The organism is Streptococcus suis, from assembly GCF_046032115.1.
Taxonomy (GTDB): Bacteria; Bacillota; Bacilli; order Lactobacillales; family Streptococcaceae; genus Streptococcus; species Streptococcus suis_AJ.
The window spans coordinates 17,346-36,114 of sequence record NZ_JARQOZ010000007.1; the positions used below are offsets into that span (position 1 = coordinate 17,346).

Consider the following 18,769-nt stretch of genomic DNA (forward strand, 5'->3'; position numbering starts at 1 on the left):
CCTGTTTGGCTTACCAAGCGGGCGCTGTTGACAACATCTCGCAGGTAGTAATCCTCGAGGTGTTTTCTTTTTATTTGGTTTATCAAACGGACCAAGAAGGAGAACCTAATGATATTTTAAAGTTAGGGTTGTTTAGAAAGGTATTCTTATGCGTGTGATTGAATTTTTAGATACGACTTTACGGGATGGTGAACAGACGCCGGGTGTGAATTTTTCTATCAAGGAAAAAGTGACCATCGCCAAGCAGTTGGAGAAATGGGGGATTTCTGCCATTGAAGCGGGTTTCCCAGCGGCCAGTCCTGATTCTTTTGAAGCGGTTCGTCAGATTGCGGCGGCTATGACCAAGACGGCTGTGACAGGCTTGGCTCGGTCAGTCAAGTCAGACATTGATGCTTGTTATGAGGCTCTGAAAGATGCTAAGTACCCGCAGATCCATGTTTTCATTGCGACCAGTCCCATTCACCGTGAATTTAAACTTCAAAAGTCCAAAGAAGAAATTTTGGCACAAATCACTGAACATGTCAGCTATGCCCGTGAGCGTTTTGAGGTGGTCGAGTTCTCGCCAGAGGATGCGACACGGACGGAGTTGGATTATTTGCTTGAAGTGGTGCAGACAGCGGTAGATGCAGGTGCGACCTACATCAACATTCCAGATACAGTCGGCTTTACGACACCACAGCACTACGGAGAAATTTTCCGTTACTTGACAAGCAACGTCAAGTCGGACCGTGAGATTATTTTCAGTCCCCATTGCCACAATGATCTGGGAATGGCTGTTGCCAATACCCTTTCAGCTATCAAAAACGGTGCAGGTCGTGTCGAGGGAACTATCAACGGTATCGGTGAACGGGCAGGAAATGCGGCCCTTGAAGAAGTAGCTGTTGCCCTTGAAATTCGGAAAGATTTTTACGATGTGACTAGTCCGATTGTTCTTAAGGAAACGCTCAATACTTCAGAATTAGTATCTCGCTTTTCTGGGATTGCCATTCCACGCAATAAGGCGGTGGTCGGTGGCAATGCCTTCTCTCATGAGTCAGGTATCCACCAAGATGGTGTCTTGAAAAATCCATTGACTTATGAAATCATTACACCTGAGTTGGTAGGGGTCAAGAAAAATTCTCTGCCACTGGGTAAACTATCTGGTCGCCATGCCTTTGTGGAAAAACTAAAAGAGTTAGACTTGTATTTTGAAGAGAGTGACGTTGCAGGTCTCTTTGCTCGCTTTAAAAATCTGGCGGACAAGAAAGAAAAAATCACGGACGCAGATATTCGTGCCTTAGTTGCTGGGACTGAAATCAGCAATCGTGATGGATTCCAGTTCAAGGATTTACGTTTGGATAGTCAGTCTGACGGAAGCATTCAGGCTCAGGTCATCTTCATCAATCAAGATGAGGAAGAAGTGGTTGTTGTAGAGTCAGGCAAGGGTTCGGTTGAGGCTGTCTTTAATGCCATTGACCAATTCTTCCACCAAGAGATCAGCTTGGAACGCTACCATATCGACGCCATTACCGATGGAATTGATGCCCAGGCGCGTGTGCTTGTCGCTGTAGAAAACAAGGCAACGGAAACCGTATTTAACGCCTCTGGTATTGACTTTGATGTAGTGAAGGCTTCAGCTATTGCTTACATTCATGCCAATGTCATGGTACAGAAAGAAAATAGTGGTCAGATGGATAAGAAACTATCTGAGAAAGACATGCCCCACATCTAGGAGGAAATATGACGAAAAAAATTGTAGCCTTGGCTGGTGATGGAATCGGTCCTGAAATCATGGAGGCTGGCCTAGCAGTCCTCGAGGCTGTTGCTGGGCAAGTAGGATTCGATTATGAGATTGAGGAGAGAGCTTTTGGTGGCACTGGGATTGATGCGGCTGGCCATCCTCTACCAGATGCTACCTTACAAGCCTGCCGTCAGGCGGATGCGATATTATTGGCCGCTATCGGTAGCCCTCAATATGATGATGCAGCTGTTCGACCAGAACAAGGTCTGCTTCAACTTCGGAAGGAATTGGGTCTCTTTGCCAATATCCGTCCGGTCAAAATTTTTGATAGCCTGAAAGACTATTCTCCTCTGAAAGTCGACCGACTGGACGGTGTGGATTTGGTCATGGTACGGGAGTTGACAGGAGGGATTTATTTTGGAGAGCATATTCTGGAGACAGACCAAGCCAGCGATAGCAATACCTATCAGGCAGAAGAAATTGAACGAGTGGTTCGCTCTGCCTTTGACCTAGCCCAAAAAAGACGAAAAAAAGTCACCAGCATTGATAAGCAAAATGTACTGGCGACGTCAAAATTGTGGCGGAAGGTAGCGGATGAGGTAGCAAAGGACTACCCAGATGTGACCTTGGAGCACCAGTTGGTGGATAGCGCAGCCATGCTTTTGATTACCAATCCTAGTCGGTTTGATGTCTTGGTGACGGAAAATCTTTTCGGAGATATTTTGTCGGATGAGGCCAGCGTATTAACAGGAACGCTAGGGGTTCTGCCTTCTGCTAGTCATGCGGTGGCGGGTCCCAGTCTCTACGAACCTATCCATGGTTCGGCACCCGATATTGCCGGTCAGGGAATTGCCAATCCGGTCAGTATGATTCTATCTGTTGCCATGATGCTGGAAGAAAGTTTTGATTTGGTCCAAGCGGGTCAGACCATTCGTCAGGCAGTTGAAGCGGTCTTTGCACAGGGCATTTTCACTAAAGATCTAGGTGGGACCGCCTCTACCAAAGAAATGACAGAAGCTATTATTACACAGCTTGAAAGGAGGTCAACATGAGTGGCAAATCCATTTTCGACAAGCTCTGGGATCGCCATGTGATCACAGGGCAGGAAGGTCAGCCCCAGCTCCTCTATGTTGATCAGCATTATGTTCATGAGGTGACCAGTCCCCAGGCCTTTCAAGGATTGAGGGATACAGGGCGACCTGTTCGGCGTCCAGACTTGACTTTTGCGACTTTTGACCACAACGTGCCAACCGTTGATATTCACAATATCCGTGATGTCATTTCCAAGGCTCAGATGGATGCCTTGGCGAAGAATATAGAATATTTCGGCATTCCCCACGCAGCCCACGGTTCGGAACATCAGGGGATTGTCCACATGGTTGGACCAGAAACAGGTAGGACACAGCCAGGTAAGTTCATTGTCTGCGGAGATAGCCATACAGCGACTCACGGAGCATTTGGAGCTATCGCTTTTGGGATTGGTACTTCTGAAGTGGAGCACGTTCTCGCTACTCAGACCATCTGGCAGGTCAAACCCAAGCGACTCCTAGTGGAATTTGTCGGTCAGGCCCAAGCAGGTGTCTATGCCAAGGACTTTATCCTGGCTCTGATTGCCCGCTACGGCGTGGATTGTGGTTTGGGTCATGTGGTTGAGTTTGCTGGTCCAGTCATCGACCGACTCAGCATGGAAGAGCGGATGACCATTTGCAATATGTCTATTGAGTTCGGATCAAAGATGGGCATTATGGCTCCAGACCAGACTACCTTTGACTATCTGCGTGGTCGTGAGTGTGCTCCAGCAGATTTTGAGGCGGCGGTGGCAGACTGGAAGGGGCTCTATTCTGATGCCGATACCGTCTATGACAAGCACCTAGTCCTTGATGTATCAGACTTGGCACCGATGGTCACTTGGGGGACCACGCCTGCCATGGGGGTTAGCTTTGACGAAACCTTCCCAGCTATCCGTGACCACAACGACGAGCGGGCCTACGCTTATATGGATTTAGCTCCTGGGCAAAAGGTTGCGGACATTCCCGTTGGCTATGTCTTCCTAGGCTCCTGTACCAATGCTCGTCTCAGCGATTTGCAGCTGGCAGCTCGGATTGTTAAGGGGCGGAAAATAGCAGAGCAGGTTACGGCCATTGTCGTTCCAGGTAGTCGCCCTGTCAAGCGAGCTGCTGAAAAGTTAGGTCTAGACAAGATTTTTATGGAGGCTGGTTTTGAGTGGCGGGATCCGGGTTGTTCCATGTGTCTGGGTATGAATCCAGACAAGGTGCCTGCAGGTGTCCACTGTGCCTCCACAAGTAACAGGAACTTTGAAGACCGACAGGGCTTTGGGGCCAAGACCCACTTGTGTAGTCCTGCTATGGCTGCCGCAGCAGCACTTTACGGACACTTTGTCGATACCCGACAGCTAGAAATTCTCAAGGAGGGAGTTTAATGCACCAATTTACCACATGGACAGGAACAACTGTTCCGCTCATGAATGATAATATTGATACCGACCAGCTCCTGCCCAAGCAGTTTCTCAAGCTGATTGATAAAAAGGGTTTTGGCAAGTATCTGCTCTATGCTTGGCGGTACTTGGATGATAACTACACGGATAATCCTGATTTCATTCTCAATCAGCCTGAGTATCAAGGAGCTAGTATCCTCATATCTGGGGATAACTTCGGAGCAGGTTCTTCTAGGGAACACGCTGCTTGGGCTCTGGCAGATTATGGCTTCAAGGTCATCATTGCAGGCTCCTTTGGGGATATTCACTACAACAATGACTTGAACAATGGGATTCTGCCCATTATCCAGCCCAAAGAAGTCAGGGACCAACTGGCTCAGCTGGCTCCAAATCAGGAAATCACGGTTGACTTGGCAGACCAGTTGATACGGACGCCTTTTGGGGAATTCCCATTTGACATCGAACAGGACTGGAAACACAAGTTGCTCAATGGCTTGGATGATATTGGTATTACATTACAGTATCAGGATTTGATTGCTGAGTATGAACGGAACAGGCCTAGTTATTGGCAGGAATAAACTAAATATGAAGAAAACAAGCAGGTCGCTCTGCTATGAAACAAAAGAAAAGAGGAAATTATAATGACGAAACAAATTCACTGGGATGGCGCACTTTCACAAGAAGGTCTTGACATTATCAAGGGTGAGGGAGGTGTGATTGTCTGCCCGACTAAGGTTGGTTACATCATCATGACATCTGACAAGGCTGGCTTGGAGCGTAAGTTTGACGCTAAAGAGCGCAAGCGTAATAAGCCGGGCGTGGTCCTTTGTGGTAGCATGGAGGAGCTTCGTGAGTTGGCCCAGTTGACTCCTGAGATTGATGCCTTTTACCAAAAACATTGGGATGAGGACATTTTGTTGGGTTGTATCCTGCCTTGGAAACCAGAGGCTTACGCCAAGTTGCAGGCTTATGGCGATGGTCGTGAAGAGTTGATGACCGACGTTCGTGGTACTTCATGCTTTGTTATCAAGTTTGGTGTGGCTGGCGAGCAAATTGCCAAGGAAATGTGGGAAAAAGAAGGACGTATGGTCTACGCTTCATCTGCTAACCCATCAGGTAAGGGAAATCGTGGTAAGGTAGAAGGTATCGGTGAGCGTATCGCGTCTAAGGTAGATTTGATTATCGAGGCGGATGATTATGTGGCATCTATCCAGCCAGACAAGACTATTGAAACCCGCTATGAGCAAGGGGTTATGGTGTCTATGGTAGACAAAGATGGTAAACTGATTCCAGAACAAGGTGCAGATAGCCGTTCTATCAGCCCATGCCCAGTTGTCATCCGTAAGGGTCTGGACATCGATAAAATCATGATGCACTTGTCAGACCACTTCAACTCTTGGGATTATAGACAAGGGGAATATTATTAAAATAACATGTAGAACGATCCGAAAGGGTCGTTTTTGCTCTAGTCTATCTAGTATTGCTTTACAATTTATATAAAATGTGTTACAATGTAACACAAAGATGTGAGGTAAGATGATGAGTACAGTAACTATCCGATTAAACAAAGAGGAAGAAGTATTTTTCAAGAGCTATGCTCAATTGACTGGTCAAAGTCTTTCAAGTTTATTTAAGAAGGCGCTTGAGCGTGATATTGAGGATGAGTATGATTTGAGCATTTACCGACAAGCCTACGAGGAGTACCAGAAGGATCCTGAAACCATCAGTCATGCTGATTTCAAGAAGGAACTTGGTCTGTAGTATGTTTCATGTAGAGTATTCTAAGAAGGCACAAAAACAAATCAGAAAATTGGATAAGCCAATCCAAAGATTATTATTTGCATGGGTGGATAAACACTTAGATGGCACAGTTAATCCGAGGTTGCATGGCAAGGGATTGACAGGGGACCATGCTAATGAGTGGCGTTATCGTATCGGTGATTATCGGTTGATTTGCGATATTCAGGATGATAGGATGGTTATTCTGGCACTTGAATTTGGTCATCGTAGAGATATTTATTAAAAGCTGGTCTAATATAGTGTAGAACGATCCGAAAGGTTCGTTTTTTCGTACTCACATAAAAAACTGGGAGTGGGAAAGAACTCGACTGGTCTAAAAAAGAGTTCCCCTCACTTCCAAATAATATGCAGGTTCGGGCTAAAATAGTCCACTGGACTATTTTACTCCCACCCCGCACAGCTCAAAAGGTTCAGTGAACCTTTTGAGGTTGGAAATGAAGCGAACTCTGTTCGCATCAGTCGTAGAGGTCAGATTTGGAGTGTGAAACGCGAACAAATCTGCCAATCAACCACTGCGCTGAGATGTTGACACGAACTATGAGGAGCGAGTCTGGACTTTTTGCCCAGCCTCAGTTTGGTGCTGTTTGATAAGACATTGGAGGTTGTCGATTAGTCTTTGCTCGTCCGTCAGTTCCAAGATGTGTAGCCCTTTGTCAATCAGTTCCTGCTCGTTTTGGGCGAGACCTAGGTAAACATAGGCACGGGCTAGTTGGTCATAGCGTTTTTCTTGTTTGGCTAGTTCCATGAGTTTGGTGGCAAAGAAAGTAGACTTGCTGTGCTGTTTTTGTTCAAGGGTAAAAAGGGATAGTTGTTGGTAGAAAGATAGTATGGTCGGCTGGATTCGCTTGTAATCCTTGTATTTTTCTAATCGTTTTAAAAGAAGATTGGCAGTTTCTTCAAGGCTATCAAGTGAGATTATATGTGACAAGAGAGTACCGACCAAGATAATATCGTTATGGTACCAGTTATCGTATCCTTCTAGTTGGGACCAGAGGAGTTTGGACAGGGTTTCAGCTTCGTCGGAAAGCTGGGTGATAGAAGAACTTTTTCGGACAGCTACAACGGTCTCCAGGAGGAGGCACTTTCTGTGAATAGGAATATCATTGGGTTCTTTTTTCAAATGGTCCTGGCAACGCTTTATCAAATCCTCCATGGTCTTCGTGGTCGGATTTCTGAGATTATCTATATCATAGAGCAGTTGTTGGCGTTGGCTGGGCTGGTAGTAGTTACAGAGGTATTCAAACTCCTCGAAGGTCATATCCACCTGCTTGAGCAAGAACCGCATGAGCTCATAGCTAGGAATGTTCTGATTTTTCTCGAAGCGAACCAAGGTCGTTCGATTGATATAATCCCCACAAATCTGCTCCTGACTCAAATGTTTGCTTTTTCGAATGCTTTTATACACACTTCCGTAATCCCACCGCATAACCTACTCCTTGAAAAAATGTGATTATTTGCAACAAAACGAATTAACTTTATAAAAATAGTATATCATAATAATGTGGAAATATTGTTTTTTTGTATATAGAAAATAGGCTGATGAAAGGTGTAACCTAATGGAACAGATTGATAAAAGTACTTTATTTTTAAGTAGTGTCATTGTTCTTTCGTGTAGTGTCCTATTGTTTCATATGGACCCGATTCAGATTGTAGATAGAGAGATTTGGCTCTGGCTAAATTCATTTATTCATGTGTTATTTTTAAAACCTGCTGCTAGTCTGAGCTTTCTTGTATGGCTTTACTTGCTGTATAAGGCTTTCAAGAAGTAGTCTAGCCAATAATAAGCTGTTGAAAGGCTGTTGTTCCGCTCTGCCATTTCTCCAAAGAAAGGAGTTTCTATGCTAAAAGTAGTTGATGTCTGCAAGCGATATGGTGCCCACCAGGTCTTGTCCTATGTGTCCTTTGAGTTGCAAGCAGGGGACTTGGTGGCTTTAGTTGGTCCCAATGGTGTGGGAAAATCAACTCTGTTGAATATCATCAGCAACACAGAAACCGCTGACCGTGGGTCGGTAACCATCAATGGTCGTCCCAATAGTGATCGCGCGATTTTTCAGGATATGTCTGTCATGTTGGATGCCCAAGCACTTTATCCACAGTTGACGGGTTATGACCATCTGACTTATGTGGCTGCCACTCACAAGCTGGGGAAAAAGGAAGTGGATGCGTTAGTGGAAGAATTGGGGATGGGCTACTATGTCAAAAAGCGAGTGGCTGGTTATTCCATGGGTATGAAGCAGAAACTGCTCTTTGCCATGGCTGTCCTTCCCAAGCCCAAGCTCTTGTTGCTGGATGAACCCCACATCGGCTTGGACCCGACCAATATCATCCAGCAGCGGGAATTTCTTCTGAATTTACAGGCAGAGGGTGTTGCCATATTGCTTTCTTCCCATCATTTGTCGGAGATTGAGAAGCTGACCAATCAGGTTTATTTCCTCAAGTCCAGCAAGTTGATTGCCACAGAAGTGGAGTTGACGTCGGATTATGATTACCATCTTGCTGTGGAAAACTCCAAGCAGGTTCAGGAATTTTTACGGGATTATCCTCAACTCTTGTGGAAAAAGGCAGAGCAGGGTCTGGTGGAAATCTTCTTACCCGAGCGAGATTTACTGGATTGTTTGGATCGTATTCCAATCCAGCAGGTGGCTGGCCTTACAAAAGCCAGCGACTATATGGAATCCCTCTATCGTGATCTCTATGTGGAGGAAGGTGGTGAGGGGATATGAGGCTGCACTTTGAAATCAAGAAAATCCTCTGGTCGCCTCTCTACTGCCTGCTCTTGCTAGGTTTTCTGGGTCTTGCCTACCTTCCCATCTCACAAAGGCAAGCCCATCAAGCGGCCTATGTGGAAACCTATAAAGAAGAACTGAGCGAATTGGCTAGTGTCTTGGCAGATATAAAAATTGAGGAGGAGTCAGAAGAAGCACCGCGGATGCTGGGCTTGAAATCCGATATAGAAAGTGTCGGTCAGGCCTTAGATGAGGGGAAGTTTGAAGTTATCCCCAACTACCGCAAACTCATGTATCAAGACCTGGACTATTTTATCAGTCGCAATCGGCAGCTTTTTCAAGCTCGGACTTCCTTAACACAAACGGAAGTCGAACGTTTGGCCAGATGGAATGACTGGCTACTTGAGTACCAATTGCCTGATGGTCCTGAAAATCAAGCTTGGGAAACAGGGCGTATTGTTCAAGCCTACTTAGAAAGTTTGTTTGGTTTTCTTCCTGTATTTTTGGTGCTTGGTTTTCTACTTGCTAATCAGCTGGCGGAAAAGACACTAGCGCATCAAGTATGGCAGTTGCAGCAATGGGATAGTCTGAGTTTGCAGGGGGTCAGGCGTTTGGCTGCTTCCTTGCTTTCGCTTTTACTGGCTGTGGGGATAGGTTTGCTCTTTATCCTAGTCTATGATGGGCTGACAGGTCAGTTGGCTGTATCTAGTTTTCAAGCTCCTCTTGAGATGTTGGGTCAGAGTCAGTTGATAGGCTCTTGGCTTTACGGGCTTATCTTGCTTGGTTTTTGGCTGGTCTTGCTTCTAGCTGTTCGCTTACTTTTTGGGTTTTTGGACCACTTGTTAGCCAGTCGGCTGACTTTTGTGGTGACGGGGTTACTGTTAGCTCTGGGGCTTTCCTATCAGGCAGGTGCAGTAGCTGGTTGGTCAGGTCAAATTCTGCCCTTGCTTGCCTTTCCGAGTTTTTTAGACACAGCTGTATTTTCACAGGTCTTTATACAGGTGGATGTCTTGCTCCTGCTGACCATTGGGCTTTTCTTTGCTTATTATCTGCTGACAGAAAAGAAAAGGCTGGTCCTGACCGTGGGGCATCAGAAGGAGTTAGACACAGGGCGTTTGGAAAAGGTTTGGTCTTTTGATATTCTCATCCTTAGTCGGCTCCATTCTTGGAAAGGGCTCGTCTTAGGCAACTTGCTCCTAGCTCTGCTATTTTCCCTACTGACAGGACTAGAAAAGCAAGAGGTTGCCCAGGAGGAGAGTGCTTCGATGGAGTTGGTTGCCCAGTCCTATGAGCAGGATGAGGTCTATGTGGAGAGTTTGCAGTCGGAAATCAACCGTCTGAGGCAGTTGGTCAAAGAGGACGCGAGCTATCAGGAGGAGTTGGAGTGGAGAGTGGAGCTTTTACAGGAATACCATATCTATAAAGATCTCTATGTCAAGCAATGGCAGGTATATCAGGACAATCCCAAGGCTCTGCCGGCTAGTCACCTTGCTATGCTAGAGGCAGAGCAGGTCTATCTATGGGCTAGAGAGGAAAAGGCTTTTGCCAATGGTGATATTGGGGCCAGCCAGACGGTGGATAATCTTCGCCGTTACCAGACTCGCAATCAGGTCAGTCAGTATTACTGGCAGCAGCTGATGGAGGCTGGGGTACCTGCAACCAAGCGAGGTAAGGATGTCGTTTTGACCAGCTTGGAAAATAGTTTTGATACCAATGATGCCTTGGTTCCAGTAGACGATCCCTCCTGGGACCGCTCCAGAGATCTGTCGGGGATTGGCAGTTTACGCACTCTCTTTGATGGTCCGGCCTATTTGTTGGTGCTCTTGCTGGCGGTTTGGATTGGCAGTCGGGGTAAGGCGGTGGAGGTTGCAGGGAAAAACTGGCGTCTTTATCAGACCCAGCCTGTGGATTTGCGCAAGGTTCTAGTCACCAAGTGGTTGCTGGGACTGGGGCAGGCTCTTTGTTTTACAATGCTCTTTCTAGCTAGTCTTTTCCTAGTCAATAGTCTGATCGGAGGAATTGGTTATCTGGAAGATGGCCTTATCTTGCTTTCCCATTCGGAGAGGGGGATTTTTCTTGAACTCTTGAGGGGACAAGAACTCTGGGCTTGGTTCCTTCCAAATGGTCCTTATCTCTTGTGGATGGTGTTTGGCTTGCTTGTCTTGGAAATTGTGCTAGTTAGTCTCAATCATCTCTTGCAAGTTCGGTTTTCAAATCGCTTAGTGGTTTTCATCTTACTAGCTGGTTTGCTGGCTCTGCTGGACTACCTCCTCTTTCAAGATCTGATTTTGGATGGGCAGGAAATTTTTAGGCAGTTAGCTCTGCTATTTTCATAAAAAAAGAAAAACTGGCTGAAAATTTTTCAGTCAGTTTCTTATGTTTATTCAATCACCAACATGCCTTCTTTAACGGCAAATGGGTGTTCTGGGTCAATGCGGTCGTAGAACATGACACCGTTGAGGTGGTCGATTTCGTGTTGGACCACGATGGCATTATATCCTTTGAGTTTGATACGGTGTTTTTCTCCATTTTTGTCCATGTAATCAACAGTCACGCGCGCATGGCGGACTACGTAGCCTTGGACTTCGCGGTCAACAGATAGGCAGCCTTCGCCTCCTTCCATAGCCGCTTCTTGGACAGAGTGTGCCACGATTTTAGGGTTGTACATGACCTCTTGTAGAGAGTAGGCTTGGGCAGGTGGATTGCCTTCCTCATCTTCTGGATTTGGGACCAAGACGGCAATGATGCGTTTGGAAACGTCAATCTGAGGTGCTGCTAGACCAACTCCGCCACGGAGTTTCATTTTCTCCGCCATGACAGGATCCTGCGAATGTTTGAGGAACTGCATCATTTTTTCGCCCAAAATAATTTCCTGATCAGATAGAGGAAATGCAACTTCTTCGGCAACTTGGCGTAGGGTTGGATGCCCTTCACGGATGATGTCATCCATGTCAATCAAATGGGCAGCTTTTGTCAATCGTTCAATAACAGACATGATTCTCTCCTTTGAATATAGTTAAGATAAGTATAGCATGAAATGGGAGAGAATAAAAGTCGGACTTTTCTATCCATTCGCTTTCAAATCTGTTATACTAGTAAAAGACGAACGTTGAAAGGGAGAAAAATGAAAAGAATTTTAGAAAAAGCCAGTTTGCTGGCCCTATCTACCATGCTGGTTTCGACATTTGCTGTCTCGCCAGCTATTCCGCAGATGATTGAGCATTTTGCCCAGCAGGGAATTGCAGCGGGCCAGGTGGAAAATTTGATTACGGTGACCTCCTTTGCTATTATGGTTACTCTATTAGCAAATGGTCTAGTTGTCTGTTTCTTGTCTGAACGAAACATTATCATTGCAGGGCTTTTGCTTATGGCCATCGGTGGAGCTTTGCCCATGTTTCTAACTGCTTATCCTCTGATTTTATTGGCTCGTATCTTGCTTGGTTTGGGGATTGGCTTAATCAATGCGCGTGCTATTAATATCATCGGTAATTTTTTCACCGGTCAGGAGCGGGTACAGATGATGGGCTTGCGTGGTTCAGCAGAGGTTTTGGGAAGCGCAGGGCTTACCCTCCTTGTCGGTTGGTTGACCCAGTTTGGTTGGCAACCTGCCTTCTTGGTCTACCTTTTTGCCTTGGTCATCTTGGCCCTCTTCCTTCTCTTTGTTCCCAAGGAGGAATTGCTGGCACGCATGGAGGTGAAGGCAGAGGAGAATGCGCCCAAGGTCAAACTGGATAAGACCATGTGGATGATGGGCATTTATCTGGCATTCTTAGCCTTCTTTGTTATCAATGTCAATACCTTCCTGACCATTCGTATTCCTCAGATTATTTTAGCCAAGGGCATTGGTACTGCTCAGCAAGCCAGTCTGATTCTCAGTCTTATGCAGGTCATGGGGATTGTGGCAGGCACGGTCTTTAGTAGCCTGGTTGGTCGTTTGAAGGGCTGGCTTTTAGCTGTTTCCTACGTGGTCTTTGGACTCGCGGTTGTCGGCATTGCCTTTGCGGATAATCTCTGGGTGCTGGGGCTCGGTGGTATGGTGTCAGGATTTTTCTACAGCATCATTCTAACCATTGTCTTTAGTCAGGTAACAGACCGTGCACCCAAGGCCTTGCTCAATACGGTCATGACCATCGTCCTTATGGGTTGCAATATCGGTGGTGCCACATCTGCTATCTTGCCGACTTATCTGGAAAAACTCAACCCAACCCCAACAGGAGCCTTTGGTATCTACGCCATCGGCTGTGCCTTGATAAGCGCAGGCTTGATTTATAAACAACTGAAGAAATAGGAGGCTAGCACCTCTTCTCAGAGTTCGTGTCAACATCTCAGCGCAGTGGTTGATTGGCAGATTTGTTCGTGCTTTATACTCCAAATCTGACCTAATCAACTGTGCGGGGGTGGGAAGACGAACTCTTTTTAGACTGGTCGAGTTCTTTCCCACTCCCTTTTTGGTATAATAGACCTATGTTAGAAAATAACCGCTTGAATGAATTAATACTCCGTTTTCCCGAGGATGTTCAGTTGATTTTTAAGGACATGATTCCCTCTTATCAGTTGGGCTACGTGGATTATGTCTATCAGACAGATAATTACGCCACCCAAAACCGACGGATTAAAAATTTGGCAAAAAATTTCCGAAGAATGGATTATTTTTACATCATGCCCCTGCCCCAGGATCTGGCATTGGAAATTGCTAACCAATGGCGCTATCAACCACCTTTGGATGCTTATACGATTAGTGCAAACCCCGAGACTTATGCAGAGATGATTTCACCGGAGGCGCGTGGGGACCGCTTTTTTGCAGTCATCCGCAATGCCGCCCTCATGGGCTATTTCTGTATTGACCAAGATGGCGAGACCGTTGACATTCGTTTGGGCATGAAACCGTCTTTGACAGGTCAGGGAAATGGCAGAGCTTTCTACCAGACGATTGAAGACTACATAGTGGAACATGTTCAGCCAGCTAGTATCAAACTGACAGTTGCTACCTTTCATCAAGCAGCTCAAACCCTCTTTCATGCTCTTGGATTTACAGAAAGAGAAAAGCAAGCAGAATATATCAAAATGGAAAAGAAACTCGTATGCGATTAGATAAATTTTTAGTGGATTGTGGTGTTGGCAGTCGGACAGAAGTCAAGAAAGTCCTGAAAAACAAGCAAGTCACAGTCAATGGCCAAGTAGAGACGTCCCCCAAGCAACAGATTGACGAAAAGACGGACCAGATTGCAGTAGCAGGCCAGGTTCTCAGCCATGAGACCTTTGTTTATTATTTATTGAACAAACCCAAGGGAGTTATTTCAGCAACCGAGGATGACCGCCATCGGACTGTCTTGGACTTGCTAGATGATACAGCTTGCCAGAAGGACGTTTTTCCCGTTGGGCGCTTGGACATCGATACCCATGGCTTGCTCCTCTTGACCAACAACGGTCAGCTGGCTCATGCCATGCTTTCTCCGAAGAAACATGTTGATAAACTCTACCGTGCACAGGTTGACGGGATCATGACCCAAGAGGATGCCGAACGATTTGCGGCAGGAATGGAGCTGAAAGACTTTACCTGTCAGCCAGGCCAGTTGACCATCCTCTCTACAGATGAAGCTAAGCAGACTTCACTCGTTGACATCACCATCCGAGAAGGGAAATTTCACCAGGTCAAACGCATGGTGCAGGCCTGTGGAAAGACGGTGACAGACTTGCAACGATTATCAATGGGGCCCTTGGTATTGGACGACAGCTTAGCCTTGGGGGAATACCGCAGGTTGACTGCTGCCGAATTGAAGCAATTAGAAGTCTTTGGTGTGGAATTATGAGAAATATTGAAAAAATTTTTCGTGCTCTGCCCTTGATTGTGGTGGCAGGTGCAGTTGTTTATCTTTCGATTTGGATATGGGTTGATAATGGGGATTGGACCTACATCATTGCGAGGGTGTCTGGTATGACAGAGAAGCATGCCAACAATTTATCCCTAATTGCTATAGCCATCCAGTCTCTATTTTTTACTTCTGACTGGTTTTATAGCCGTATTCGTGCCTTTCTCAATCGTCGGTTAGAACGTACCAAGGGGCTTAATCGGCAGATTTATCTGGGCTACAAGGCTGGTATTGAATTCCTGATGGCTCTGCCCAAACGAACCATCTTGTTTAGCTTTTATCTACTCTTGACGATTTTGGAAAGCCTAGGTGTGATTAATAGTGCCAAAGATTATGCAGTCATTGTCATCTTTATCATTGCGGTGGATCGCGTGACCAAAATCTGGCCAGAAGAAAAGCGGAGAATGATGGAGTTTGGTCAGAAGATTAAGAAACGGATTAAGAGTGTAGGCTAGCGAAACAACTTTTTAGCTATGTTTGAACTCTTTTGAAAATCATAGACAGATTTTCTCCTATGAAGACAAAGTAGGATGGAATTGTAAATAAATAAAAATAGATGGACATATTTTGTCCATCTATTTTTATATACTTCTTATAGAGAACATCAGAATAGAGGAGTAAAGATGAATTATTATCATATCAAGCTTATGGGAGAAGTACAGCAGCTAGAATGTTCTAGTGAATCTTTTATACAAGAGAATAATTGGATATATTTTTTGAATGAGAAGCAGGACTTATTTATTGTAACTGACACAGCAAATACAAAACGAGAAATAGCAAAAAAGGTTCAATCACTTTGGAAAGTGGATGTCTATTTAGATGGCTATTCTTCAATAAATGAGGATGATTTTATTGAAAAAGTTGGGCGTGAAAATTTGGGAGAATTTGGTTATTTCTTATTGAAGCAATCAAAGGAAGATAAGCAAGGTCTTACTCCGAATGCAGATGTGTTGTCAGAAAATATGATTGGACTCAGCGACTTTAAAAATAGTATTCAGTATCTTATAAACTATTTAGCCTATCAATCAAACGATTTAGAATCGCATACGAAAGAGCCATTTTTCTTAATTTTCAACGGTCAAAAGGGGACTGGACGAAAATATGCCCTTCAATATTTAGAACGATTGTTCAACTTACAAGCGGTTGATACTCATTGTAGCGAATACTTTCTTCCTAAGACTGAAGAAAAACAATTTCCAGTTGTTTATGACTATTTTAAAGCAAGGGCTCGTCCTAAATTAGAACTTTTCGCTAATATCAATACAAAGAAGGAGAATAATATTTGTATTCTAATTGCCCAATCGACTGAAGAAGCTAAAAAAATAGAAATGGAATTACAGGAGGAATACTATAATGTAAATAGAATCGAGTTTCCTCCTTATACAAATGACGAACTGGTTGAAATTGCTATTCAACTATTAGCAAAGAGACGAATTAGTATAGACAAGAAAATTGTTAGGGAGTATGTAGAAAAGGCTTCAAATCTCATCAATGCAAAAGATATTCGACGAATGGTTCAGAGAATCCATGAATATGCGGTGGCAACCAATTATTGTCAAGAAAACGGGTTGCTGGATCTGGGTCACTTTAGTTTGCAAAAGGAACAATCTAAAAGTAAATGTGGCCAAGCTGAGAAGAGGCTGAATCAAATGATTGGTCTTCAATCTGTAAAAAAATTAATCAGACAACAAGTTGCTTTTGAACAACTATCGAAACTGAGGAAAGAAAGAGGCTATCATGTTGAAGAAAGTAATGGGCACTTGTTATTCACAGGCAATCCCGGGACGGGTAAGACAGAGGTAGCTCGTCTTTATACAGAAATCCTGTATGAACATGGTTTGATCGCAGAAAACAAGATAGTAGAGGTGGGAAGAGCAGATCTTATTGGGGAATATGTTGGCCAAACAGCACCAAAAATAAAAAAGGTGTTTGATAGTGCAAGTGGTGGTGTACTGTTTATCGATGAAGCTTACAGTCTGATTCCACAGAGTGAAAGAGATTTTGCTAATGAAGCTATACCAACCATTATTCAAGAAATGGAAAATCGTCGTAATGAGATAGTTGTTATTTTTGCTGGTTATAAAGATTTGATGCACAATTTTATAGACACGAATCCAGGATTACAATCTCGAATCTCAAACATCATTCATTTTGAAGATTACTCTGTGGACGAACTGTACGAAATTTTTAGAATGATGTTGAGTAAAAAAGAGTATTCTCTTGAATCTAGTTGTGAGAGGGTATTGCGTTCGCATTTTTCAAAAGTTGGAACAAACGAACGTTTTGGCAATGGTCGTTATGTTCGTAAACTAATAGAGGCTAGTTTGTATCAACAGGCGACTCGGGTGATGGAAAAGATAGGCAATCGGACCTTAGAAGAAATAGAGATGAATGTCGTAATAGAAGCTGATATTAAAAACGCCCTCCAAGAATTATCAGAGTTGGAATCAACTCAACGGTTAATAGGCTTTGGAGTGCAAAGATAGAAGAAAGGAAATGCATATGAATAACAAAGACTTGAAGGAAAACACTGTGTTTAACGATATGGAAATTTTAGAAATATTTATCGATTTGCTATACAGAAATTTGGACTCAGATACTAGGTTGAGAAGTTCGTTTGACAGTATCAATCGGGAAGTGAGTGATTTTTTGGGGATTCCCCCAAAGAGCTATATCGGACAACTTTTATATATTATTTCAGATGTTGATCACATCAGAAGGAGCTTTGTTGACCACATAGAATTTTACTATCGAGAGATGAATAGGAAAGTGAAAAGAGTAGTTGGAGTTAGTCTAGCGATTGAAATAGTACAAAATGTTCATTTTCTAGAAGAATTTGATGTTGTGATGATTGAAAATATTGAAGAATTTTATAATAGTACCGATGCGATTCAGAAGAAGTTGGCAAGAATTTTGGAAAGTTATCTAGAAACAGGCGGAAAATTACTGGTAACAGGTTGTGAGTTTGATAATTCAAATGACGCATTGAGCAAGATTCTTTACCAAGGAAATTTATTGAATTTGACTTGTTAAGAGTGTTATAATCTTTTTAGAATTGAGGTTTCTATGAACGATCAGGAAAGATTACTTACCATATTTTTACGTTTACAATCAGGAGCACATCTAAAAAAGTCACAATTGGCAGATGAATTTGGAGTTAGTGAGAAGACTATTCAAAGAGATTTTGCTCTTCTAGGAGGATTTATCGAAAGTCAGCCGATGATTGCAGCAGAGTTAGCATATGATCCCAAGCATCATACTCGCTTTTTAAAAGGGAAGTCTCTTTTTAACAAAAAGGACATTCTGACCATTTCTAAAATTTTGCTAGAAAATCGAGCTTTGAATAAGGAAGAAAATAAGGCTGTTTTAGATAGTTTATTGGCACTAGTATCGAAAGATGAGCAGAAAGAAATTGCAGCCATTATCGCCAGTGAACTCTTAAACTATGCCCCGCTTTCAGATACTCAAAACAGGATTGATAAGATTTGGGAATGGTCGGAGGCCATTCGTAAGGAGTTGGTATTAGATATTCGCTACCAATCTCCCTACAATGTAGAAAAGAAACACACGGTTTTTCCTGTGTCACTCTATTACGATAGTCATTACTTTTACCTTGTAGCTTATAATCTAAAACATTCCTCCTATATGACTTTAAAGTTAGATCGGATTTTAGAGTGGAAAGTTTCGACTGAGAAGAAACCGGAGATTTCTTATGGCAAAAAGTTTCGAGACGGTGAAGTACGGAATAAGCGTGTGGATTCTTTTATGGGACGGGAACGAACCATAAGAGTCAGATTTAGCTATGATCCAACCATTGTCTTGGATCAATTTCCGACAGCAAAGATTATCGAAACCAACTCAGAGGGCAATGTGATTGAATTTGTCAGTCAAGACACACCAGGCTTAAAACGTTGGTTACTGAGTCAGGCTGATGCCCTAACCGTGCTTTCTCCGAGTTCGCTTGTAGAGAATATGAAGCATTTTCTCAAAAATATGCAAGAAAACTATAAAAATTAGAGAGATAGGACGCTATTTGTCCACCCTGTGTATTAGAATGAATGTATCAAATAGATATTGAATTCTTAATTGAAAGGAGGAGAAGTAAATGCAAGAATGGATTGTAGTAGATCAATTTGGGAATGGGAGCGGGAAAGAACTCGACCGGTTTAAAAAGAGTTCGTCTTCCCACCCCCGCACA

Annotated in this window: 18 protein-coding genes; 16 read left to right on the plus strand and 2 right to left on the minus strand. The window is 43.9% G+C overall.

Going from position 1 to position 18,769, the window contains the following annotated elements:
- The first annotated feature begins 148 nt into the window (after positions 1-148).
- The 7 genes from P7J36_RS03710 to P7J36_RS03740 all read left to right on the plus strand — a co-directional run bounded on the left by P7J36_RS03710 (position 149) and on the right by P7J36_RS03740 (position 6,198).
- Entirely contained in the window at positions 149-1,711 is a 1,563-nt protein-coding gene (locus P7J36_RS03710) for a 2-isopropylmalate synthase (RefSeq protein WP_408551240.1), read from the plus strand.
- An 8-nt stretch (positions 1,712-1,719) separates the two neighbouring features.
- Entirely contained in the window at positions 1,720-2,772 is a 1,053-nt protein-coding gene (gene leuB / locus P7J36_RS03715) for a 3-isopropylmalate dehydrogenase (RefSeq protein ID WP_408551242.1), read from the plus strand.
- Positions 2,769-4,160: a 3-isopropylmalate dehydratase large subunit gene (gene leuC / locus P7J36_RS03720; protein ID WP_408551243.1), complete on the plus strand. Its 1,392-nt coding sequence runs from the start codon at positions 2,769-2,771 to the stop codon at positions 4,158-4,160. Before leuB ends, leuC begins: the two co-directional genes overlap by 4 nt.
- Positions 4,160-4,753 carry a 3-isopropylmalate dehydratase small subunit gene (gene leuD / locus P7J36_RS03725; protein WP_408551245.1) on the plus strand — a complete coding sequence of 198 codons (594 nt, stop codon included), beginning with the start codon at positions 4,160-4,162 and terminating at the stop codon, positions 4,751-4,753. The genes leuC and leuD overlap by 1 nt, the downstream gene beginning before the upstream one ends.
- A 63-nt stretch (positions 4,754-4,816) precedes the next feature.
- On the plus strand, positions 4,817-5,602 hold the full coding sequence (locus P7J36_RS03730) for an L-threonylcarbamoyladenylate synthase (protein ID WP_024391429.1): 786 nt from the start codon (positions 4,817-4,819) through the stop codon (positions 5,600-5,602).
- A 112-nt stretch (positions 5,603-5,714) separates the two neighbouring features.
- Complete coding sequence (relB, locus tag P7J36_RS03735) at positions 5,715-5,936, plus strand: type II toxin-antitoxin system RelB family antitoxin (RefSeq protein ID WP_044759578.1); 222 nt, start codon at positions 5,715-5,717, stop codon at positions 5,934-5,936.
- A gap of 1 nt (position 5,937) precedes the next feature.
- Positions 5,938-6,198, plus strand: a complete 261-nt coding sequence (locus tag P7J36_RS03740; RefSeq protein ID WP_029179226.1) for a type II toxin-antitoxin system RelE family toxin — start codon at positions 5,938-5,940, stop codon at positions 6,196-6,198.
- Positions 6,199-6,510: 312 nt separating this feature from the next.
- Here the strand turns inward: P7J36_RS03740 and P7J36_RS03745 are convergent, their stop codons facing one another.
- Positions 6,511-7,401: a helix-turn-helix domain-containing protein gene (locus P7J36_RS03745; protein WP_408551246.1), complete on the minus strand. Its 891-nt coding sequence runs from the start codon at positions 7,399-7,401 to the stop codon at positions 6,511-6,513.
- Positions 7,402-7,813: 412 nt separating this feature from the next.
- On the opposite strand from P7J36_RS03745, the gene P7J36_RS03750 reads away from it, so the two are divergent.
- Together P7J36_RS03750 and P7J36_RS03755 are read left to right on the plus strand one after the other, a co-directional pair.
- Positions 7,814-8,698: an ABC transporter ATP-binding protein gene (locus tag P7J36_RS03750; RefSeq protein ID WP_408551248.1), complete on the plus strand. Its 885-nt coding sequence runs from the start codon at positions 7,814-7,816 to the stop codon at positions 8,696-8,698.
- Positions 8,695-11,037, plus strand: a complete 2,343-nt coding sequence (locus P7J36_RS03755; RefSeq protein ID WP_408551249.1) for a phage terminase small subunit — start codon at positions 8,695-8,697, stop codon at positions 11,035-11,037. Before P7J36_RS03750 ends, P7J36_RS03755 begins: the two co-directional genes overlap by 4 nt.
- 44 nt (positions 11,038-11,081) lie before the next feature.
- On the opposite strand, the gene def is transcribed toward P7J36_RS03755, so the two are convergent.
- The gene (gene def, locus P7J36_RS03760; protein ID WP_105100564.1) at positions 11,082-11,696 is read right to left on the minus strand and encodes a peptide deformylase; all 615 of its coding nucleotides are present in this window, start codon (positions 11,694-11,696) and stop codon (positions 11,082-11,084) included.
- Between the two features lie 129 nt (positions 11,697-11,825).
- Between def and P7J36_RS03765 the strand changes: the two genes are divergently transcribed.
- From P7J36_RS03765 to P7J36_RS03795, 7 genes are all read left to right on the plus strand, one after another.
- Positions 11,826-12,989: an MFS transporter gene (locus P7J36_RS03765; RefSeq protein ID WP_408551250.1), complete on the plus strand. Its 1,164-nt coding sequence runs from the start codon at positions 11,826-11,828 to the stop codon at positions 12,987-12,989.
- Between the two features lie 176 nt (positions 12,990-13,165).
- Positions 13,166-13,792, plus strand: a complete 627-nt coding sequence (locus tag P7J36_RS03770; RefSeq protein ID WP_239514623.1) for a GNAT family N-acetyltransferase — start codon at positions 13,166-13,168, stop codon at positions 13,790-13,792.
- Complete coding sequence (locus tag P7J36_RS03775; protein ID WP_408551251.1) at positions 13,783-14,511, plus strand: pseudouridine synthase; 729 nt, start codon at positions 13,783-13,785, stop codon at positions 14,509-14,511. The genes P7J36_RS03770 and P7J36_RS03775 overlap by 10 nt, the downstream gene beginning before the upstream one ends.
- The gene (locus P7J36_RS03780; RefSeq protein WP_408551253.1) at positions 14,508-15,026 is read left to right on the plus strand and encodes a hypothetical protein; all 519 of its coding nucleotides are present in this window, start codon (positions 14,508-14,510) and stop codon (positions 15,024-15,026) included. Before P7J36_RS03775 ends, P7J36_RS03780 begins: the two co-directional genes overlap by 4 nt.
- A gap of 168 nt (positions 15,027-15,194) precedes the next feature.
- Complete coding sequence (locus P7J36_RS03785; protein ID WP_408551254.1) at positions 15,195-17,057, plus strand: AAA family ATPase; 1,863 nt, start codon at positions 15,195-15,197, stop codon at positions 17,055-17,057.
- Positions 17,058-17,073: 16 nt separating this feature from the next.
- Positions 17,074-17,604, plus strand: coding sequence for a hypothetical protein (locus tag P7J36_RS03790; protein WP_408551255.1), 531 nt, complete (start codon positions 17,074-17,076; stop codon positions 17,602-17,604).
- A gap of 33 nt (positions 17,605-17,637) precedes the next feature.
- Positions 17,638-18,588 carry a helix-turn-helix transcriptional regulator gene (locus P7J36_RS03795; protein WP_408551256.1) on the plus strand — a complete coding sequence of 317 codons (951 nt, stop codon included), beginning with the start codon at positions 17,638-17,640 and terminating at the stop codon, positions 18,586-18,588.
- Positions 18,589-18,769 lie beyond the last annotated feature (181 nt).

Coding starts and splice junctions, on each gene's coding strand:
- P7J36_RS03730 (WP_024391429.1), top strand. CDS start 4,817: ATGACGAAACAAATTCACTGGGATGGCGCACTTTCACAAGAAGGTCTT.
- P7J36_RS03750 (WP_408551248.1), top strand. CDS start 7,814: ATGCTAAAAGTAGTTGATGTCTGCAAGCGATATGGTGCCCACCAGGTC.
- P7J36_RS03785 (WP_408551254.1), top strand. CDS start 15,195: ATGAATTATTATCATATCAAGCTTATGGGAGAAGTACAGCAGCTAGAA.
- P7J36_RS03755 (WP_408551249.1), top strand. CDS start 8,695: ATGAGGCTGCACTTTGAAATCAAGAAAATCCTCTGGTCGCCTCTCTAC.
- def (WP_105100564.1), bottom strand. CDS start 11,696: ATGTCTGTTATTGAACGATTGACAAAAGCTGCCCATTTGATTGACATG.
- P7J36_RS03780 (WP_408551253.1), top strand. CDS start 14,508: ATGAGAAATATTGAAAAAATTTTTCGTGCTCTGCCCTTGATTGTGGTG.
- P7J36_RS03765 (WP_408551250.1), top strand. CDS start 11,826: ATGAAAAGAATTTTAGAAAAAGCCAGTTTGCTGGCCCTATCTACCATG.
- relB (WP_044759578.1), top strand. CDS start 5,715: ATGAGTACAGTAACTATCCGATTAAACAAAGAGGAAGAAGTATTTTTC.
- P7J36_RS03745 (WP_408551246.1), bottom strand. CDS start 7,401: ATGCGGTGGGATTACGGAAGTGTGTATAAAAGCATTCGAAAAAGCAAA.
- P7J36_RS03770 (WP_239514623.1), top strand. CDS start 13,166: ATGTTAGAAAATAACCGCTTGAATGAATTAATACTCCGTTTTCCCGAG.
- P7J36_RS03790 (WP_408551255.1), top strand. CDS start 17,074: ATGAATAACAAAGACTTGAAGGAAAACACTGTGTTTAACGATATGGAA.
- P7J36_RS03710 (WP_408551240.1), top strand. CDS start 149: ATGCGTGTGATTGAATTTTTAGATACGACTTTACGGGATGGTGAACAG.
- P7J36_RS03795 (WP_408551256.1), top strand. CDS start 17,638: ATGAACGATCAGGAAAGATTACTTACCATATTTTTACGTTTACAATCA.
- leuC (WP_408551243.1), top strand. CDS start 2,769: ATGAGTGGCAAATCCATTTTCGACAAGCTCTGGGATCGCCATGTGATC.
- P7J36_RS03775 (WP_408551251.1), top strand. CDS start 13,783: ATGCGATTAGATAAATTTTTAGTGGATTGTGGTGTTGGCAGTCGGACA.
- P7J36_RS03740 (WP_029179226.1), top strand. CDS start 5,938: ATGTTTCATGTAGAGTATTCTAAGAAGGCACAAAAACAAATCAGAAAA.
- leuD (WP_408551245.1), top strand. CDS start 4,160: ATGCACCAATTTACCACATGGACAGGAACAACTGTTCCGCTCATGAAT.
- leuB (WP_408551242.1), top strand. CDS start 1,720: ATGACGAAAAAAATTGTAGCCTTGGCTGGTGATGGAATCGGTCCTGAA.